This window comes from Sphingomonas sp. 22176, from assembly GCF_052045505.1.
GTDB lineage: Bacteria > Pseudomonadota > Alphaproteobacteria > Sphingomonadales > Sphingomonadaceae > Sphingomonas.
Map to the genome: position 1 here is coordinate 70,881 of NZ_JBQEPL010000008.1, position 18,201 is coordinate 89,081.

Sequence of the window (18,201 nt, forward strand, 5' to 3'; positions counted from 1 at the left end):
TGCGACTCACAGCCCATATTTCGCCATCCGCCGATAGAGCGCCGCGCGGGTCAGCCCCAGTTCCGCCGCCGCGCGACTGACGTTGAACGCATGCCGCTTGAGCGCAGCCGATACCAGCGCCGCCTCGCTTCGCCCGATATTGAGGTCCGCCTTGATCGCACGCGGCTCCAGCGTGTCTTCGGGCAGACTAAGTCCCAGCGCGGGGACATCGATCGCCTCGCCGCCACCGAGCAGCACCGCGCGCTCGATCGCCTGGCGCAGGCCGTGGACACCGTCGGGCCAGGGATCCGCGGCGATTGCCCGCGCCGCCTCGTCGGTCAGCGGGCGCAAGGGCTGGGCGTAGCGCCCGGCATACAGGGCGCAGAAATGCCGGGCGAGCAGCAGCGCGTCCCCGCCGCGATCTGCGAGCGGCGGCAGGTCGATCTCCACCGTGTTGAGCCGAAATCGCAGGTCGTCGCTCAGCGCAGCACGGATGCCCGCCCGATCGCGCCGGCTGGTGGCAAGCACCCGCAGCCCACCCAGGCGGCGCGCCAGTTCTGGCTGCAGCGCCAGCGCGAGCTGGTCCACCGCCTCGATCAGCAGCGTTCCGCCCTCGGCCGCCGCGACCCGCGCCTCGATCATCGCCAGATCCGCAACCGCCGCGTCCAGCGTGACCAGCGGCCGCTCGGCGCGCGAAGACGCGCGGTGGAGCATCTGCGCCGCCAGCGTCTTGCCGCTTCCCGCCGGGCCGGTGAGCAGCACCGCCGCATCGGTCGGCCCCACCCGCGCGATCAGCCCGCGTGCCGCCTCGATCGCGGGCGCCTCGCCGAGCAGCAGGAGCGCCTCCTCGCCGCTCGGCGCCGGGGCGGCGGCCAGCTTCGCTCGGCGCAGCGCCACCGCGCGCTCTACGGTAGCGAGCAGCCGCTCGTTGCTCCACGGCTTGATCACGAAGTCGCTCGCGCCGCCGCGCATCGCCTGCACCGCCACCGCAATGCCGCTATGGCCGGTAACCACCACCACCACCGCATTGCGATCGGCCGCGATCAGCCGGTCGAGCATTCGGAACCCCTCCTCCCCGCTCGTCCGCCCCCGCGCGAAGTTGAGGTCGAGCAGGATCGCGTCGACCGGCCCCTCGGCCAGTCGCACCCAGGCGGCATCGGGATCGGGGGCGCCGAGCACCCGCATGCCATTACGCTCCAGCAGCAGCGTCGCCGCACGGACGATGTCGGGATCGTCGTCGATCACCAGGATGGTCGGCGATTCGGTGGGCACAGGCTTGACCGCTCCGGCTAAGTGTTCGGAATCGGACACTAGCTTGGACACTGTTCGCTTCGAGCGCCAGCCCCTTCTACATTACCTATCAATATCAGCGCTTTAGGTCCGCACGCTGGCGTACCGTACACTGTCCGCCATGGACGTTACGCCTCTTCATACCAACGGCGCCGCAATGGACCGGCGGATCGAGCGCCCGCATGCGCGCCGCCGCAAATTGGCTGTCCGCATCGGCCTCGGCATAGCGGTGGTCGCCGCGGCGGCTGCGCTCTGGTGGTTCCTCCCCAGCTCCGGCAGCCTCGCGGTCGACGCGGCGACGATCCGCATCGCGCCCGTCACCCGTGCCGCCTTTGCCGACTATGTGCCGCTGCGCGCGCAGGTTGCCCCGCTCCAGACCGTGTACGTCACGGCGATCAGCGGCGGACAGGTGGAAGCGCTGATCGCCAGCGACGGCCAGTCGGTCGCCGCCGGTGCCCCGCTCGCCCGGCTCGCCAACCCGACGCTGGCGCTCGACGTCGCCAGCCGCTCAGCCAACATCGCCGGGCAGCTCAGCGCTATCAGCGGTCAGCGCCTGTCGATCCAGCAGAGCCGCGAACAGACCGAGCGCGACATCGCCTCCGCCCGCAACGAGCTCGCTAAATCCGAGGCGCTGCTCCGCCAGAAGCAAATCCTATTCGACAAGCAGATCGTCACCGCCGCCGCCGTCACCCCGCTACGCGACGAAGTCAGCTATCAGCGTGCGCGACTGACTGCCCTCACCCGCAGTGCGGCTGAGGCAGGCAAGATGCTTGCCGACCAGTCGACGGGCGTCGACGCCACCGCCGGCGAATTGCGCGAGAGCCTCGCCATGACCCGCGCCGGCCTTGCGGCGCTGGTGGTGCGCGCGCCGGTCGCCGGGCGGCTGACCGCCTTCACGCTGCAACCGGGGCAGATGATTAAGCCCGGGGACGCCGTCGGCCAGGTCGATTCCGAAAGCGCCTGGAAGCTCACCGCGGACATCGACCAATTCTATCTCGGCCGCGTCCATACCGGCCTCAGCGCGGTTGCCGATCTCGACGGGCGCAGCCTGCCGCTCACCGTGATCAAGGTGCTGCCGCAAGTCACCGAAGGGCGATTTCGTGTCGAGCTCGGCTTTAAGGGCGCCGCGCCCGCGGGGCTGAACCGCGGCCAGACGCTCGACGTGCGCCTCGTCCTCGGCGCCGATCGGCCGGCCGTGGTCGCGCCTTCGGGCGGCTGGCTGGATGCCGGCGGCACCACCGCCTTCGTGCTGACCAGCGACAGCCGCGCCGAGCGCCGGGCAATCACCACCGGCCGCCGCAATCCCGATCAGGTCGAAGTGACCAGCGGCCTCGCCCCGGGCGACCGCATCGTCACGACGCCGCTCGGCACCTACGCCCCCTACCAGACCCTGCTCATCCACTAGGAGCCCGCCATGATCCAGCTCAACGCCATCCACCGCGCTTATCGCTCCGACGAAGTGGAGACGACCGCGCTCGCCGAGATTGATCTCACCGTAGCGGCAGGCGAGTTCCTCGCGATCATGGGCCCTTCGGGCTGCGGCAAATCGACGCTGCTTAACATCCTCGGCACGATCGACCGGCCTACCAGCGGCGCCTATCTGTTCGAGGGCGAGGATATCGCCAAGGTGCCCGAGGCGCAGCTGGCGAAGCTCCGCCGGGATCGGTTGGGCTTCGTGTTCCAGAGCTTCAACCTGATCGACGAGCTGACCATCGCCGAGAATGTCGCGCTGGCGCTGGCCTATCGCTCGATGCCTGCGCGCGAAAAGCGCGAGCGGGTGGACGCCGCGATGGACCGGGTCGGCATCGCCCATCGCCGCAACCACCACCCGCACCAGCTTTCGGGCGGCCAGCAGCAGCGCGCCGCGATCGCCCGCGCGATCGTCAGCGAGCCCAGGCTGATCCTCGCCGACGAACCGACCGGCAACCTCGATACCGAGAACGGCGCGCAAGTGATGGACATCCTCACCCGTTTGAACGCCGACGGCGCGACGATCGTGATGGTCACCCACTCGCCCGCCCATGCCGATATCGCCAAGCGGACGGTGCACATGCTCGACGGGCGGATCCTCTCCGCGGTGCGGCGGGCGGCGTGAAGCTCGATCGTGCGCTGACGGTGCTGGTGCTGCTGCTCCTCGCCGTCGCCCTGCTCCGCCACCTCTCCGCCACCCGCGAACCGGGAACGACGCCATGACCTCCGCGCTGACCAGCTTTTACCGCTCGCTGACCCGCCACAAACTGTTCGCCGCGCTCAATATCGGCGGATTGGCGCTCGGCATCGCGGTATTCCTGGTGCTGACCCTGTTCGTGCGGTTCGAGACCGGTTTCGACCGGTGGATCCCGGGGGCGGACCAGCTCTACATCATCCAGGAAACCTACCACATGCCGGGCTATCCGGAGAAGCCGAGCCCCTACACGATGGGCAACGAGCTGCTGCATCTGCGCGCGGACTATCCGCAGCTGCAGGGCTTCCGGATCGCGCAGATGGATGCGACGGTGCGGCAGGGCACATCGAACACCCGCGAGACCATGGCGGCGGTCGATCCCAATTTCTTCACGCTGATGCGGCTCCCCGTCCTCGCCGGGGACCCGACGCGCACGCTGGCCGATCCGGACGGGCTGATCATCACCCAGCGCGCCGCGACCAGCTATTTCGGCCTCACGTCGCCGATCGGCCGCACCCTCACCGTCATCGCCAACGGCACGACCTATACCTACCGCGTCGGCGCGGTGATCGCCGACATGCGCAAGGACCAGAGCTACACCGCCGAGCTGTTCGTGCCGCTGGTCGCATCCCGCTTCGCCACCGAGTGGTTCGAGCATTGGGGCAGCACCTCGCTGGTGACACTGCTGCGTTTCCCCGACCGCGCCGCCGCGAAGCAGTTCGAAGGCGAGCTGGCCCGCTTCGCCGACCGCCGCGTGTTCGGCGGCGACATCAAGAAGGGGGAATGGGAACAGTCGCTGCGGCCGCTGGTCGACAACCATCTCTACGAGGCGTCCGATCGCGCGGTGGTGACCACCTTGGGCGCGGTAGGCGTGCTCACCCTGCTGATCGCGATCGTGAACTATATCAATCTAGCCACCGCGCGCGCCGGATTGCGGGCCCGCGAGGTGGCCGTGCGCAAGGTGCTGGGCGGCACGCGCCGCACGCTGATCCGCCAGTTCATGACCGAGGCGATGCTGACCGTGCTCCTCTCGGCGGTGATCGGCCTCGCGCTCGCGGAAATCGCACTGCCGCTGGTCAACGCCGCCGGCGGCATGTCGCTGCGCCTCACCTATTGGGGAACGGACAGCGTGCTGCTGCTGTTGGTACCGCTCGTCCTGCTGGTCGGGGCCATTGCCGGACTCTATCCAGCCGCGGTGCTGGCCGGCTTCCGGCCTGCCGCGGTGCTCGCCGCCGCCCGTGCCCCCGGCGGGGGGCGGGCCGGTGCGCGGGTCCGCGCGGCGCTGGTCGTCGTCCAGTTCGCCGTCGCCATTGCGTTTGCGATCGGGACCACCGTGATGCTCGCCCAGGCGAACCATGTTCGCAACGCCGATCTCGGCTTCCGCCGCGACGGCCTTTATGTCGTGCGCTCGCTCAACAGCGGCTCGGTGCTGCCCGAGCAGAAACGCGCGCTGCTGCGTACTTTCGCCGCACTGCCGGGCGTCAGCCATCTTACCCTCGCGCAGAACACACCCGGCGATCAGAGCGTCACCAATTTCTCGTCGATCTATCAACCGGGCATGCAAGGGATTCGGTCGCCATCGCTGATGGATGTGCGGATCGGGGAGAGGTACTTCGACACGTTCGGCGCGCGACTGATCGCCGGCCGGCACTTCGATCCGTCTCGTCCCGCAGACGACATGGCGCAACAGGTTAAAGGCAGCAAACCTGCTTTTAACACCGTAATCAATCGCACCGCGGTAGGCTTGCTCGGCTTCGCCAGCCCGCAGGCGGCGCTTGGCAAGCAGGTGGACGGCAACGGCATGATGACGATCATCGGCGTCGTCGACGATCTTCGCTTCCGCGGCCCGCGCGAGGCTATCGCCGGAACCTTCTACCGCTATGACAGCCGCCCGCTCAACGACGCCTTCATCACGCTGCGGTATAGCGGCAGTCCGCAGAAGATGGCCGACGCGGTGGAAGCGGCATGGAAGCGCATCGTGCCGACCGAGCCTTTCGCTGGCCGCACCATCGAGGAAAATCTCTACAAGGCCTATTACGAGGAGGACACGCGCCGCGGCCGCCTGTTCACCATGGGCGCGGTGCTGGCGATCGCGATCGGCTGCATCGGGCTCTATGGCCTCGCCGCCTTCGACACGACGCGCCGGATCAAGGAGATCGGAATCCGCAAGGCGCTGGGCGCCTCCACCCGCGACGTGCTCCAGCTGCTGGTCGCCAAGTTCCTGCGGCCGGTGCTGCTCGCCAACCTGATCGCGTGGCCGCTCGCCTGGGTGGCGATGCAGCGATGGCTCTCCACCTTCGACGACCGGATCGGGCTGTCGCCGCTCTACTTCCTCCTCGCCTCCGCCATCGCCGTGCTGATCGCGGTGGCGACTGTCATCGGCCAGTCCTGGCGCGTCGCCCGCGCCGAGCCCGCCCGCGCGCTGCGCTACGAATAAGGATCGCACGATGCACCGCCTCGCCTGGCTCGCCCTCTATCGCTCGTTCACCCGGCACAAGCTGTTCACGCTCGTCAATGTCGGCGGGCTGGCGCTGGGCGTGGCGGTGTTCCTGATCCTGTATCTGTTCGTCCGCTACGAGACGAGCTTCGATCATGACGTGCCCGGCTGGGATCGGACCTGGATCGTCGAGCGCACGCTGCAATTCCCCGGCGCGAACCAGGTGAACATCCCGTCGCGGCAGGAGATGCTGGCGCAGCTGCAGGCCGAGCATAGCGGTCTGCAGGGTACGCGATTGCTGCCCGGCGAGGCGGCGCTCCAGCTCGGCACCGGCAGCACCCAGACCACCATCGGGCAGGTCGACGGCAATTTCTTCCAGCTCTTCCCCTTCCCCGTCGTCGCCGGCAACCCCACGGCCACGCTGGCGACACCCGACGGCGCGGTCATCACCGAACGCGTGGCGCAGACCTATCTGCCGGGCGCTCCCGCCGTCGGCCGCGTGCTGAAGCTCACGCTCGGCGGCAAGCCTCGACTGGTGCGGGTCGGCGCGGTGGTGCGGCTGAGCAAGGCAATGACCCAGCCCGGTGACATCTTCCTTCGTCTGCCCGCCGAGGCCGACCTGTACGGCGGGGGAAGCCAAGGCCTGCAGACCCTGCTGCGCATCGATCCGGCCGAAGCTCCCGCCCTGCAGCAGCGGGTCGCCGGGTTCGACCAGCGCCACCCCGATCCCAGCTTGGCCGGCGCGCCCAACGGCATCCGTGTCGCGACCAGCCTGATCCCGCTCAGCGCACTGCACCTGCGCGCGCCCCGTGACAGGATCGTTGTCGCGACGCTGGGCCTGGTTGGGCTGCTCGCGCTGCTGGTGGCAATCGGCAATTATGTGAACCTGGCGACCGCGCGCGCCGGCCTGCGTGCCCGCGAAGTGGCGATGCGCAAGACGCTCGGCGCGACCCGCGGCGCCCTGATCGGCCAATTCCTTGCGGAGTCGGTTGCCACGACAGCGCTTGCCGCCCTGCTGGGTCTGGCGCTGGTCGAGCTCGCGCTGCCGATGGTCAACGCGGTCGGCGGCACCGACCTGCACCTGCACTATTGGGGCAGCGGGACGATCCTGCCGGCGCTGCTGGCGCTGATCCTCGGCGTCGGGCTCGTCGCCGGCGCGTACCCCGCCTTCGTCCTCTCCCGCTTCCGGCCAGCCGCCGTACTCGCGAGCGCGGGCGCAACCGGGGGCGGGCGCAGCGGCCGGCTACTGCGCGCGACGCTGGTGGTGCTGCAGTTCGCCATCGCCATCGCGCTGATGATCGGCACCGGAGTACTGCTCGCCCAGGTGCGCTACACCCAGACCGCCGATCTCGGCTTCGAGCGGCATGGGCTGGCGATGCTCCCGTCCTTCGGTGATCCGGGGCTCGACGCCGCCCAACGCCGCGATCTCGCTGCCGCGATCGCCGTCCTGCCCGGCGTCACCGGGACGGCCCAGTCCGCCATCGCGCCCGGCGGGGGTAGTTTCGGCATCATGGAGGCGCAGCGCGAAGGTGGCGGCGGCAACAAGGTTTCGGTGATCCAGGCGGCGATCGGCCCGGGCTTTTTCCAGCTCTATCGCGCACGGCTGCTCGCCGGGCGCTGGTTCGATCCGAGCCGCTTCGCCAGCGACGATGCCGCCGGTGGGAAGGTCCATGCCGTCCTGATCAACCGGACCGCAGCTGCCCGGCTCGGCTTCGCGAGCCCCGCCGCTGCCATCGGCAAGGCGGTGGTCGGCGGAAAGGAACGGCAGACCATCATCGGCGTGATCGACGATGTGCGCCTGATGGGACCGATCCAGCCGATGGAGGCGCAGGCCTATGCGCTCCAGACCAGCGGCCTGCCGTCGCCGGTGCTGAGCCTGCGCTATACGGGGGACGACACGCGCGGGCTGCTCGACCGTATCGAGACGGTGTGGCGCCGCTACGCCTCGGCCGTACCGCTCAAGGCGCATACCGTCGACCAGCAGCTCTACGAAACCTATGTCCGGGCCGATCTCGAGCGCGCCCGCCTGTTCACCGCCGGCGCAGCGCTCGCGGTGCTGATCGGCTGTATCGGCCTATACGGCCTCGCCGCCTTCGATACCGAGCGCCGGATCAAGGAGATCGGCATCCGCAAGGCACTCGGCGCCTCCACCCGCGACGTGCTGCAGCTGCTCGTCGCCAAGTTCCTGCGGCCGGTGCTGCTCGCCAACCTGATCGCCTGGCCGCTCGCCTGGGTGGCGATGCAGCGCTGGCTCGCCGGCTTCGACGACCGGATCGCGCTGACGCCCTGGTATTTCGTGGTCGCCTCGGCGTTGGCAGCGGCGATCGCGGTGCTCACCGTCCTCGGCCAGTCCTGGCGCGTCGCCCGAGCCGAGCCTGCCCGCGCGCTGCGCTATGAATAAGGCAGGGAGCGCCGGCGCGCGACGCCGGCGCTCCTATCGCAGATGGGTCGCCAGAAAGTCGACGAATACCCGCACCCGCGCCGGCACGTTCGCCCCGCCGACGAACACCGCGTGGATCTGCTCGACGTCGCCGGGGTTAAACGCCTCGAGGATCGGCACCAGCGTGCCGTTGGCGATGTCCTCGGCCACGCTGAACGCACCAACTCGGGCGATGCCGATGCCGATCGCTGCGAGTTGCCCCAGCGTCTCGCCGTTATTGGCCTCCACCCCACCCCGCACCGAAAGGGCAAAGTCGCGGCCGTCCCGGCGGAACGGCCAGACCGGTTCGGCGCGGCGGAAGCTGAAGTTCAGGCAGTTGTGCGCGTAAAGATCCTCGGGCACCTGCGGCGTCCCGTGGCGTGCCATATAGGCAGGTGACGCGACGATCACCCGCCGGGTCTCGCCTAGTTTGCGGGCGGTGAGGCTGCTGTCGGGCAGCGGCCCGAACCGCACCGCCACATCGGCCTGCCCGCCCGCAATGTCGACCAGCGTGTCGGTAAGAGCGATGTCGACCAGAATATCGGGGTACAGCGCCGCGAAGGTGCCGAGCAGCGGCACGACGCATAGCCGCCCGTGCGACAGCGCCGCGGTGACCCGCAACCGCCCTCGCGGACTGCCCTGGTCGGCGATCTGCTGCTCCGCATCGTCGAGATCGGCGAGGATCCGGCGCGCCGCCTGCAGATAGGCGCGGCCCTCGGTGGTGAGCGTGAGCGCCCGCGTCGAGCGCAGCAGCAGGCGCACCCCCAATCGCATCTCGATCCGGTCCACCGCGCGCGCAACGGCCGAAGGGCTCATGCCCAGTTGCCGCCCGGCGCCCGAGAAGCTGCCCTGCTCGATAACCGCGGCGAACAGGGCCAGCGCATGGGCCCGATCGCTACCGCCGTTCAGCTTTGCGTCCATCACACAAATCCTTCGCGTCCACCCCAGGTACCCGGACCGGGCCGCGCCGTCCATCTTTGCTCCGAACAAGCAACAGGAGTGCGACCATGGAATATCGGCAATTGGGACGATCGGGGCTGCGCGTCCCCGCGCTCAGCTTCGGCGCGGGCACCTTTGGCGGCCAGGGACCGCTGTTCAGCGCCTGGGGGCAAAGCGATGCGGCCGAGGCACGGCGGCTGATCGACATCTGCATCGAGGCCGGGGTGACGCTGTTCGATACCGCCGACGTCTATTCGGGCGGCGCATCGGAAGAGATATTGGGCGAGGCGATCCGCGGCCGGCGCGACGCGGTGCTGCTCTCGACCAAGACCGGGTTGCCGATGGGCGATGGCCCGCAGGATTGGGGTGCGTCGCGCGCCCGGCTGATCCGCGCGGTGGAGGATGCGCTACGCCGGCTCGGCACCGACTATATCGATCTGCTCCAGCTGCACGCCTTCGACGCCTCCACGCCGACCGAGGAAGTGATGGGCACGTTCGATCTGCTGATCGCATCGGGCAAGATCCGCTATGCCGGCGTGTCCAACTATCCGGGCTGGCAGGTGATGAAGGCGCAGGCGATCGCCGAACGCCATGGCTGGCCGCGGCTGGTCGCCCATCAGGTCTATTACTCGCTGATCGGGCGCGCCTATGAGGCGGACCTGATGCCGCTCGCCGCCGATCAGGGCGTGGGCGCGCTGGTGTGGAGCCCACTCGGCTGGGGCCGGCTCACCGGAAAGATCGGCCGCGATCGTCCGGTGCCGCCGGGCAGCCGCCTGCACGAAACCGAGCAGTTCGCGCCGCCGGTCGAGGCCGAGCATCTCTACCGCGTCGTCGATGCGCTGGAAGCCGTGGCCGCTGAAACGGGCAAGTCGGTACCGCAGATTGCGATCAACTGGCTGCTGCAGCGCCCCACCGTGTCGTCGGTGATCATCGGCGCCCGCAACGAGGCGCAGCTGCGCCAGAATCTCGGTGCCGTCGGCTGGGCGCTCAGCGCGGAGCAGATCGCCACACTGGATCGCGCCAGCGAGATACTGCCGCCCTATCCCCATACTCCCTATCGCCAGCAGGAGGGCTTTGCCCGTCTGGCCCCGAGGCTCGCATGAAGAACCAGCTGGGCCTCCTCGCCCTGGCCGTCGGCGCGTTCGGCATCGGCGTTACCGAATTCGCGCCGATGGGGCTGCTCCCCGTCATTGCCCACGACCTGCAGGTCTCCATTCCCGCAGCGGGGCTGTTGATCAGCGCCTATGCGCTGGGCGTGGTGATCGGTGCACCGCTGATGACGCTCACCACCGGCCGGGTGCCGCGGCGGATGCTGCTGATCGGGCTGGCGGGCATCTTTACCGCGGGCAACCTGCTCGCTGCCGTTTCCGACAGCTACGCCATGCTGCTCGTCGCGCGCGTGCTGACCTCGTTCAATCACGGCGCCTTTTTCGGCGTCGGCTCGGTGGTGGCCGCCGGACTGGTGGCACCGGAGCGGAGGGCGAGCGCCGTCGCGTCGATGTTCATGGGGCTGACCACCGCCAATGTCGTGGGCGTGCCGCTGGCCACCTGGGCGGGCGATCATCTCGGGTGGCGCGCGTCCTTCTGGGGGATCGCCGCCTTGGGCGTGGTGACGATCGCCGCCCTGCGGATAACCCTGCCCCCGCTCCCCGCCCCCAGCGGCGGGAACGCCCTCGCGGAATTGCGAGTCCTCACCCGCAAGCAGGTGCTGGGCGCGCTGGCGCTGACCGTGGTCGGATCGAGCGCGATGTTCACGGTGTTCACCTACATCACGCCGATCCTGCGCGACGCGACGCATGCGTCGCTGGGCTTCATCACCGCGATGCTGGTGCTCTACGGCCTCGGGCTCACCGCGGGCAACTGGCTGGGCGGCCGGTTTGCCGATCGCTCGGTCGATCGCACCCTGCTGATCACCCTGGCAGGCCTGTCCGCCATCCTGGTCGCCTTCGCACTGTCGATGCCGCACGCCGGCCCTACCGCGGTGCTGATCTTCCTCTGGGGCGTCGCGAGCTTCGCGCTGGTGCCGCCGCTGCAGGTGCGGGTGATGAGCGCAGCGGCGGACGCACCCAATCTTGCCTCCGCGGTCAATATCGGCGCGTTCAACCTCGGCAATGCGTTCGGCGCAGCGCTGGGCGGTGCCGTGATCGCCGCCGGGCTGGGCTATCCGGCGGTGGCACTCGCGGGTGCAGCGACGTCCTTGATCGGCCTGATCGCACTCTGGGCGACCAGCCGCCGCCCGGCCACACCGCAGGAAAGCTGGAGCGGCGGGCAGCGCCCCGCGCCGACCAAGTAATCGCCCTCCAAGCGCGCGCGTGCCTACCCGGCGGGTGCGTGCGCGCTTACTTCCAGCCGGCGGCGCGCGCCTTGCGTTCCGCTGCAGGATCGAGGGGGTCGCCTGCCATCATCTCCTGCGCCGCCGCTATCAGCGCCGGATCTGCCGAGCGGGCCTGCGCATAGCTGGCGGTCGATGCGCGGCCGCCTCCCATCGTCTGCCGCAGCGCCCATCCTTCCGCCTCGTGACAGGCAATGCCGTCGGCCGGCTGCGACCGGAACACGCGGCAATAGCGCCCCTGCCCGTCGCGGAACGAGACGACCATCTGCACGCTGCCCATGGTCGCGGCCAGCTGCTGATCCAGCGCCTTTGCCAGGGCCCCGGCGGCATAGAGCTTGCCCGCCCTTGTCTGCACCACGCCCTGGTCGGGCATTGCCCTGCCGACGAACAGCCCGAGGACCAACGCCGCCGCGACGGCCCCGCCCCAGCGCGCCCATCCCGGTGCCTGCCGGGTGTGTTTGCGGGTCGGCAGCTCGACGACGTTCGTGCGGATCATGGCGGCAAGGTGTTCGGGAACCGGCTCCTGCGCCACCGCGGCGAAATGGCCGTCGAGCCGGGCACGCAGCGCGCGGTGCCGCGCGACTTCCTCCCCGAGTGCGGGATCTGCGGCAATGGCGCGCTCGACCCGCTTCGCCTCGATCGGGCCAAGCTCGCCATCAGCATAGGCCATCAGCAGTTCGGGATTGACGCCCATCATTCTTCTCCCAACTGCGCCATCAGCGCCTGCCGCCCGCGGACCAGCCGCGAGGTGAGCGTGCCCATCGGCACGTCGAGCACCGCGGCCGCCTCCTTGTATGCCAGCCCTTCGATCAGCACGAGCGCGACGGCCTCGCGCTGCTCGTCGGGCAGGGCATGCAGTGCCGCATCGACCTCGCTCAGCGCAACCCGCGCCTCCGCGCCGCCGTCGGCGCCGACATGGAGGCCTGCGTCGGCGTCCACGAAGGTCTCCCCGGCGCGGCGCCGGCTGCGCGTCATGTCGATCCAGCTGTTGCGCATGATCCGATACATCCAACTGTCCATCCGGGTGCCTGGATGCGACGACGCTCGGCCCAGCAGGGCTTTTTCCAGCGCGACCTGGCAAAGATCGTCGGCATCCGCCGGATTCCGGGCAAGCGCACGCGCGAACCGCCGCAGGCGCGGCAGCAACGCTAGCAGATCGTCCTCGAAAGCCGCCAAAGCCCAGTCCCTCGTCTATGGATGAAACGGGTGGTCCGTGCCGTTTCATCCACAGCTTCCGAATTTCGTGCAAGGATGATCCGGTGATGCGACGACTCTGGCACGCGATCGGGCTGCTCCCGCTGTTCACCGCCATGCCGGTCTATGCCCAGCTCGTGCCCGGGCTGCCGCCGCTGCCCTCCCCTTTGTCGCCCGCCACCTTGTCGCCGGATCGCGTTTTGGGGCGCGTCGCCGAAAGGGCCGAGGACGCCACCGGCCAGGCGGCACAGCGGCTCGAGAGCCTGCGCCGAAGTGCCGCCGCCCGACTGGTGCGCGAATATCCCGATCGCATCGCGCTCGATCCCGACGGCTTCCCGGCCCGCGCCGGCGAGGTCGTGGTCGACGATCCGGACGCAGCGTTGTTCGCGCGCATCCAGGAAAAGGGTTATGCCGTGCTCGCGCGCGAGGACGTGCTGGGCGTCCGCTATGCCCGCCTTGCCGTGCCGAGCGGGCGTTCGCTGCGCCAGGGGATCCGCGAACTGCAGAAACTGGGCGCGAGCGGAGTCACCGCCGATCAGCTGCACGCACCTAGCGGCTCCGTGCCCGCAAGGCCGGCGCCGCTCGTCGCGGGCAGCGGGCCGTTCGTGGGCGTGATCGACGGCGGCGCCGCCGGTGCGGGACTCCGCGCCGGTTTCGCCAGCGGTGCGCCGCGCGACAACGACCATGCAACTGCGGTAGCGTCGCTGATCGCAGGTGCGGGTCCGGTCCGTGGCGGCCTCCCCGGCGCGCGGATCGCCTCTGCCGACGTCTATGGCAGCGATCCCGCCGGCGGCAACGCAACCGCGATCGCTAGGGCGATCGGGTGGATGGTGCAAAACCGGGTGAGCGTGGTGACGATCAGCCTGGTCGGACCGGCCAACCCGGTGCTGGCCAAGGTGATCGCGGCGGCGCAGACGCGCGGGACGGCGATCGTGGCCGCGGTGGGCAATAACGGGCCGGCCGCGCCGCCCGCCTATCCGGCATCCTATCCCGGCGTCGTCGCGGTGACCGGGGTGGACGCGCGCGGCCGGGTGTTGATCGAAGCGGGGCACGCCGGGCATCTCGATTACGCAGCCCCCGGCGCCGACATGCTCGCGATGGCAGCGAATGGCCGGGCGATGCGGGTGCGCGGCACCTCCTTCGCCGCCCCCCTGGCGGCCGCCACGCTCGCGCGCTTTTATCCGGAGGCGAGCCCGGGCACGCTGCGGTCCGCCATCGCCAGGGTAGACGCCACCGCACGCGACGCAGGCGCGCGCGGGCCGGACCCCGTCTTCGGCCGCGGGATCGTCTGCGAGCCATGCCGAACCCCGACCCAATAGCCTGAAATCTCACCAAAAAATGCGCTTGGTAAAAATTTTCGGATTTTCGGGATTAAACCGCAAACGGGCGCCGTTCTCCCTTTGTAAGTAGCTTTTTGGGAGAACGGAAATGTTCAAGATCCTCGGTGCCAGTGCGCTTCTCGCCATCGCCGTCGCCTCGCCGGCCTCTGCACAGATCCTCGGCGGCCGCGGCGGGCTTGGCGGTAGCATGGGCGGCACGCTTGGCGGGCTCGGCGGCAGCATGGGTGGTCCCGGCATGCTCGGCAGCACGATCGATCGCTCGTCGCGCGATCTGCCGTTCGGCGGTGACGCGACCAGCAGCCTGCGCGGCTCCACTCGCACCGACCGCAGCGTCGACACCCGCAAGGGCCACGTTAAGGCATCGAACGACAGCAGCCTGGACTCCGCCGTGACGAACAGCGCGCGGGTCGGCAACCGGGCGATCGGCAGCACCGCCTCGGGCAATGCCAGCGGCGGCGGCAGCGCCGATGCGCAGCTGATCGGCACCGACGCGGTGCGCAGCGCGGCGGGCACTGCCCTGGATGGCACCCGGAGCACCGCATCCGCCGTGCGCGATCGTGCCACCACGGGCGCGAACAGCCTTCGGGACACGACGAGCAATGCGGTCGGCCGCGCCCGTGGTGCGGTGCCCAACCCCGGCACCGCTGCCGCCAACGCGGCCGGCGCTGCCAACGGCGCCCTCGCGTCCGGCGCAGGCACGCTCGCCCTTACCGGCTCCACCGCGGCAAGCGCCGCCGGCGCCTTCCCCGTGTCGACGGGGATGCCCGTCACCGATGCCAAGGGCCGGCTGGTCGGCACCGTGCAATCTGTGCGCACTGCCGCCAATGGTACGGTTCAGCAGGTGCTCGTTCGCGTGAAGAACAAGACTGCGACGCTGCCCGCGACGAACTTCACCGGCTCGGGCGATGCGCTGGTGTCGGCCATGGGTCGCGGCGAGGTGCAGAAGACGGCAAACTGAGCGACCCCGAACGTTGCGAACGGACGGACGGCGCACCCGATCAGCTCGGGTGCGCCGTTCTCGACGTCAAGCGTTCGCTAGACGAGCCCCCGCGGCGCATCGGGATCCGCTTCCTCGACGACATTGCCCCGGGGCAAGGCGGAGCAGTCGCCCCGCGCGCGCTCGGCAAAGGCCTGGTGGATCACGCTGCCCGGCGGCACGCTTTCGGTGAGCCAGACATTGCCGCCGATCACCGCACCTGCCCCGACCGTGACGCGGCCCAGGATCGTCGCCCCGGCATAGATCACCACGTCGTCCTCGACGATCGGATGGCGCGGCACGCCCTTGGTGAGCGTGCCGTCCTTCTCCGAAGGGAAGCTTCGCGCACCCAGGGTCACCGCCTGGTAGATCCGCACACGCTCGCCGACGATCGCGGTCTCCCCGATCACCACGCCGTTGCCGTGATCGATGAAGAAGCTGCCGCCGATGCGCGCGCCGGGATGGATGTCGATGCCGGTCTGCGAATGGGCGATTTCCGCGATCACGCGGGCGATCAGCGGCGCGCCGTGCCGGTAGAGGCTGTGCGCGAGCCGATAGGGAATCACCGCATGGATGCCGGGGTAACAGATCAGCACTTCGTCGACACTGCGGGCGGCAGGATCGCCGGCATAGGCCGCCTCGATATCGCTATCGAGAATGCGGCGGATGGCCGGCAGTTCCTGCGCGAACGCCGCCACGATACGCCCTGCTTCCGTGCCCGCCTCCGCTTCGGAGGTCGTGCAGCGCGCCACGATTTCCAGCTGCACCTGCTCGCGTAAAGCCGTCAGCGCCCGTTCGAGCGCCTGTTCGACATAGCGGTGCTCATTATCGGCGTGCACCGAGCTCGGCCCCAGCCGCAGCGGGAACAACGCGCCGGACAAATCGGAGAGGATCAGTTCTAGCCGCCGGCGCGACGGGAAGCGGGCCAGGCCGCACTCCCCCGGCCGATGCGCGGCGCGCCAGTCCTCGCGCGCATGCAGCAGCCCTTGCGCGATGTCGGCGACGTCCCACGCGGCCGCTGCCGGGGCGGTGTCCTTTGAAGGTTCGTTCATCGCGGCTGTGCCGGCGCGTACCGGCGGCCGCCGGGCATCGCTTCCATGGGATCGCTGTTCACTGTCATTGCCGGAATGATATGCCTACTCCAATGCCGCGAAAGGGATAAGAGCTTCGCCGCAGGAAAGGCGAAATTGCTCCCATGGGCCCTCGTACCGGACTAACAACGTTCCGGGCGCGGCCTCTGTTGCCCCTCACCGCCGCGTGACCGCCCAATGCTCCAGTCGCTTGTAGACGATCACCTTGTCGCCGAGCAGGTCGCCATGCCGGCGGCAAAAGAGGTCGAGCTGATCGCGGTCGCCGACCAGCTCGACGCAGATCGTCAGATGCGGATCGGCAATCTCCGACCCGTTCTCCCGGATCGGGCCGCGATTGCTGAAGCCGTACTGGGTGTGCTGCGCGACCGCGTTGAGGATGCCGTCGACCTTCGCGGTGCGGATCAGCTCGCGATAGAGCGGTTTCGCGCGCCACAAGCGCCGCGGGCCGACCTTGTCGGAAGGCTTCAGATAGATGCGCAGCATCCCGACTTCGCGGTGCTGAACGAGGAAACCATCAGGCATGGCAGGGCTTTCGATGAGAAGCAGGGTCAGACGCGCGCGCGCCAGCGGGAGGCGCGGTGCGTGCGGGCATCGCGGAGGGTCGCATCGGGGGTGAGGTGCGCGGCCGGCACCTTGGGCACGGCGACGCGCTGCGACAGGTAGATGCCGTTATGGCCCGAACAGAGATAGGCGACGAAGCACGCAACCGCGATCGGCACCGCATAGGCCGCCCCGAACAGTTCGATCCCCATGAAGGTGCAGGCCAGCGGGGTGTTGGCCGCACCCGCGAACACCGCGACGAAGCCGATCGCCGCGAACACCCCCGTCGGCACCCCGAACATCGGCGCGAGCGCGTTGCCGATCGCCGCGCCGATGAAAAACAGCGGTGTCACCTCCCCGCCCTTGAAGCCTGCGCTGAGGGTGACGATGGTGAACAGCAGCTTCAGCGCCCAGCTCCAAGGATGCGTATCGGGACCGAAGAAGCTGGCGATGGTCAGCCCGCCCGGCGTCGCCGCCAGCGTGCCGAGACCGAGATAGTCGCGCGTGCCGAACAGCCAGACCAGCGCGATCACGGCCACGCCGCCGATGACGGGGCGCAGCGGGCCATAGGGCACCATGCGCTTCAGCCAGCCGCCGAGGGCATGGTTGGCTTCCGCAAAGGCCAGCCCAACCACCCCGAAGGCGACGCCCGCGACACCGGCCTTGACGACGAGCAGCGCGTCGACGGGCACCGTCGCACCGACAGCGTAGACGCTATGATGAATGCCCCAGGCAAGACAGGTCCAGTCGCCGACCAGCGCAGCAACCAGGCATGGCACCAGCGCGCGATACTCGACCCGGCCGATCGCCAGCACCTCCAGCGCGAAGACCGCGCCCGCGATCGGCGTTCCGAACACCGCGCCGAACCCTGCCGCGATGCCGGTCATCAGCAGGATGCGCGTCGCTTCCGCATCCAGTTTGAGCGCGCGGCCGAACCCGCTGGACAGACTGCCGCCCAATTGCACGGCGGTGCCTTCGCGCCCCGCCGATCCGCCGAACAGATGCGTCACGACCGTGCCGAAGAAGATGAGTGGCGCCATGCGCAGCGGTACGCCGCCGCCCGGTTGGTGAATCTGCTCGACGATGAGGTTGTTTCCGCCCTCCACCGAACGCCCGGTCAGATGATAGAGCAACCCGACGGCGCCCCCCCCGATCGGCAGCAGGTAGAGCAGCCAGGGAAACGCGAAGCGGAGCCGCGTCGCCGCATCTAGGCTCCACAGAAACGCCGCGCAGAGGGTTCCTACGGCGGCGGCCATGGGGATCAGGATCAGCGCCCAGCGCAGAACCGACATGGCATGGCTGTGCCGATCGCGGACGAACGCCGCCACATTGAACTGATCGTAGAGATTGCGAAACGTTGCGCGCACGATTCCTCCTTGCTGCCTTGCGGCGCCTGGTAGGAATCATCGGCCCTTGCGAGGGCGGTTCGGCCGAATGGCCTGGTGGAAATCCATCACCGTGTCCGCGCATATGCCGTCCGAGGACGCGCCGGTCAACCGG

15 protein-coding genes and 1 riboswitch are annotated in these 18,201 nt (G+C 69.3%); of the genes, 8 read left to right on the plus strand and 7 right to left on the minus strand.

Annotated elements, in window-relative coordinates:
- Nucleotides 1-6 precede the first annotated feature (6 nt).
- Nucleotides 7-1,251 (minus strand): sigma-54-dependent transcriptional regulator, encoded by a 1,245-nt coding sequence (locus ACTJKY_RS19070; RefSeq protein WP_440847674.1) that lies wholly within the window; start codon nt 1,249-1,251, stop codon nt 7-9.
- Between the two features lie 139 nt (nt 1,252-1,390).
- Here ACTJKY_RS19070 and ACTJKY_RS19075 point away from each other — a divergent pair, with 139 nt between their 5' ends.
- The 4 genes from ACTJKY_RS19075 (at nt 1,391) to ACTJKY_RS19090 (ending at nt 8,271) form a co-directional block, all read left to right on the plus strand.
- Nucleotides 1,391-2,674, plus strand: a complete 1,284-nt coding sequence (locus ACTJKY_RS19075; RefSeq protein ID WP_440847675.1) for an efflux RND transporter periplasmic adaptor subunit — start codon at nt 1,391-1,393, stop codon at nt 2,672-2,674.
- Nucleotides 2,675-2,683: 9 nt separating this feature from the next.
- Nucleotides 2,684-3,364, plus strand: a complete 681-nt coding sequence (locus ACTJKY_RS19080; protein WP_440847676.1) for an ABC transporter ATP-binding protein — start codon at nt 2,684-2,686, stop codon at nt 3,362-3,364.
- A gap of 94 nt (nt 3,365-3,458) precedes the next feature.
- Nucleotides 3,459-5,870 (plus strand): FtsX-like permease family protein, encoded by a 2,412-nt coding sequence (locus ACTJKY_RS19085; RefSeq protein ID WP_440847677.1) that lies wholly within the window; start codon nt 3,459-3,461, stop codon nt 5,868-5,870.
- Between the two features lie 10 nt (nt 5,871-5,880).
- Entirely contained in the window at nt 5,881-8,271 is a 2,391-nt protein-coding gene (locus ACTJKY_RS19090) for an FtsX-like permease family protein (protein ID WP_440847678.1), read from the plus strand.
- A gap of 33 nt (nt 8,272-8,304) precedes the next feature.
- Here the strand turns inward: ACTJKY_RS19090 and ACTJKY_RS19095 are convergent, their stop codons facing one another.
- The gene (locus ACTJKY_RS19095) at nt 8,305-9,210 is read right to left on the minus strand and encodes a LysR family transcriptional regulator (protein WP_440847679.1); all 906 of its coding nucleotides are present in this window, start codon (nt 9,208-9,210) and stop codon (nt 8,305-8,307) included.
- Nucleotides 9,211-9,296: 86 nt separating this feature from the next.
- Between ACTJKY_RS19095 and ACTJKY_RS19100 the strand changes: the two genes are divergently transcribed.
- Both ACTJKY_RS19100 and ACTJKY_RS19105 read left to right on the plus strand, forming a co-directional pair.
- Nucleotides 9,297-10,331 carry an aldo/keto reductase gene (locus ACTJKY_RS19100; protein WP_440847680.1) on the plus strand — a complete coding sequence of 345 codons (1,035 nt, stop codon included), beginning with the start codon at nt 9,297-9,299 and terminating at the stop codon, nt 10,329-10,331.
- Nucleotides 10,328-11,521 carry an MFS transporter gene (locus ACTJKY_RS19105; RefSeq protein WP_440847681.1) on the plus strand — a complete coding sequence of 398 codons (1,194 nt, stop codon included), beginning with the start codon at nt 10,328-10,330 and terminating at the stop codon, nt 11,519-11,521. The genes ACTJKY_RS19100 and ACTJKY_RS19105 overlap by 4 nt, the downstream gene beginning before the upstream one ends.
- A 46-nt stretch (nt 11,522-11,567) precedes the next feature.
- On the opposite strand, the gene ACTJKY_RS19110 is transcribed toward ACTJKY_RS19105, so the two are convergent.
- Both ACTJKY_RS19110 and ACTJKY_RS19115 read right to left on the minus strand, forming a co-directional pair.
- Nucleotides 11,568-12,254, minus strand: a complete 687-nt coding sequence (locus tag ACTJKY_RS19110; protein ID WP_440847682.1) for an anti-sigma factor family protein — start codon at nt 12,252-12,254, stop codon at nt 11,568-11,570.
- Nucleotides 12,254-12,736 (minus strand): sigma-70 family RNA polymerase sigma factor, encoded by a 483-nt coding sequence (locus tag ACTJKY_RS19115; RefSeq protein WP_440847683.1) that lies wholly within the window; start codon nt 12,734-12,736, stop codon nt 12,254-12,256. The genes ACTJKY_RS19110 and ACTJKY_RS19115 overlap by 1 nt, the downstream gene beginning before the upstream one ends.
- Before the next feature lie 86 nt (nt 12,737-12,822).
- On the opposite strand from ACTJKY_RS19115, the gene ACTJKY_RS19120 reads away from it, so the two are divergent.
- Both ACTJKY_RS19120 and ACTJKY_RS19125 read left to right on the plus strand, forming a co-directional pair.
- Nucleotides 12,823-14,073: a S8 family serine peptidase gene (locus ACTJKY_RS19120; protein WP_440847684.1), complete on the plus strand. Its 1,251-nt coding sequence runs from the start codon at nt 12,823-12,825 to the stop codon at nt 14,071-14,073.
- 109 nt (nt 14,074-14,182) lie between these two features.
- Nucleotides 14,183-15,052 (plus strand): hypothetical protein, encoded by an 870-nt coding sequence (locus ACTJKY_RS19125; RefSeq protein ID WP_440847685.1) that lies wholly within the window; start codon nt 14,183-14,185, stop codon nt 15,050-15,052.
- A 77-nt stretch (nt 15,053-15,129) separates the two neighbouring features.
- On the opposite strand, the gene epsC is transcribed toward ACTJKY_RS19125, so the two are convergent.
- The 3 genes from epsC to ACTJKY_RS19140 form a co-directional block, all read right to left on the minus strand.
- Nucleotides 15,130-16,122, minus strand: a complete 993-nt coding sequence (epsC, locus tag ACTJKY_RS19130; protein WP_440847686.1) for a serine O-acetyltransferase EpsC — start codon at nt 16,120-16,122, stop codon at nt 15,130-15,132.
- Between the two features lie 195 nt (nt 16,123-16,317).
- Nucleotides 16,318-16,683 carry a DUF190 domain-containing protein gene (locus ACTJKY_RS19135; protein WP_440847687.1) on the minus strand — a complete coding sequence of 122 codons (366 nt, stop codon included), beginning with the start codon at nt 16,681-16,683 and terminating at the stop codon, nt 16,318-16,320.
- A 26-nt stretch (nt 16,684-16,709) separates the two neighbouring features.
- Nucleotides 16,710-18,068: a voltage-gated chloride channel family protein gene (locus ACTJKY_RS19140; RefSeq protein ID WP_440847688.1), complete on the minus strand. Its 1,359-nt coding sequence runs from the start codon at nt 18,066-18,068 to the stop codon at nt 16,710-16,712.
- 23 nt (nt 18,069-18,091) lie between these two features.
- Nucleotides 18,092-18,168: riboswitch (Fluoride riboswitch) on the minus strand.
- Between the last annotated feature and the right edge of the window lie 33 nt (nt 18,169-18,201).

What these genes read in the sequence shown, in the direction of transcription:
- ACTJKY_RS19075 (WP_440847675.1), top strand. Translation starts at nt 1,391, where the DNA reads ATGGACGTTACGCCTCTTCATACCAACGGCGCCGCAATGGACCGGCGG.
- ACTJKY_RS19080 (WP_440847676.1), top strand. Translation starts at nt 2,684, where the DNA reads ATGATCCAGCTCAACGCCATCCACCGCGCTTATCGCTCCGACGAAGTG.
- ACTJKY_RS19085 (WP_440847677.1), top strand. Translation starts at nt 3,459, where the DNA reads ATGACCTCCGCGCTGACCAGCTTTTACCGCTCGCTGACCCGCCACAAA.
- ACTJKY_RS19090 (WP_440847678.1), top strand. Translation starts at nt 5,881, where the DNA reads ATGCACCGCCTCGCCTGGCTCGCCCTCTATCGCTCGTTCACCCGGCAC.
- ACTJKY_RS19095 (WP_440847679.1), bottom strand. Translation starts at nt 9,210, where the DNA reads ATGGACGCAAAGCTGAACGGCGGTAGCGATCGGGCCCATGCGCTGGCC.
- ACTJKY_RS19100 (WP_440847680.1), top strand. Translation starts at nt 9,297, where the DNA reads ATGGAATATCGGCAATTGGGACGATCGGGGCTGCGCGTCCCCGCGCTC.
- ACTJKY_RS19105 (WP_440847681.1), top strand. Translation starts at nt 10,328, where the DNA reads ATGAAGAACCAGCTGGGCCTCCTCGCCCTGGCCGTCGGCGCGTTCGGC.
- ACTJKY_RS19110 (WP_440847682.1), bottom strand. Translation starts at nt 12,254, where the DNA reads ATGGGCGTCAATCCCGAACTGCTGATGGCCTATGCTGATGGCGAGCTT.
- ACTJKY_RS19120 (WP_440847684.1), top strand. Translation starts at nt 12,823, where the DNA reads ATGCGACGACTCTGGCACGCGATCGGGCTGCTCCCGCTGTTCACCGCC.
- ACTJKY_RS19125 (WP_440847685.1), top strand. Translation starts at nt 14,183, where the DNA reads ATGTTCAAGATCCTCGGTGCCAGTGCGCTTCTCGCCATCGCCGTCGCC.
- epsC (WP_440847686.1), bottom strand. Translation starts at nt 16,122, where the DNA reads ATGAACGAACCTTCAAAGGACACCGCCCCGGCAGCGGCCGCGTGGGAC.
- ACTJKY_RS19135 (WP_440847687.1), bottom strand. Translation starts at nt 16,683, where the DNA reads ATGCCTGATGGTTTCCTCGTTCAGCACCGCGAAGTCGGGATGCTGCGC.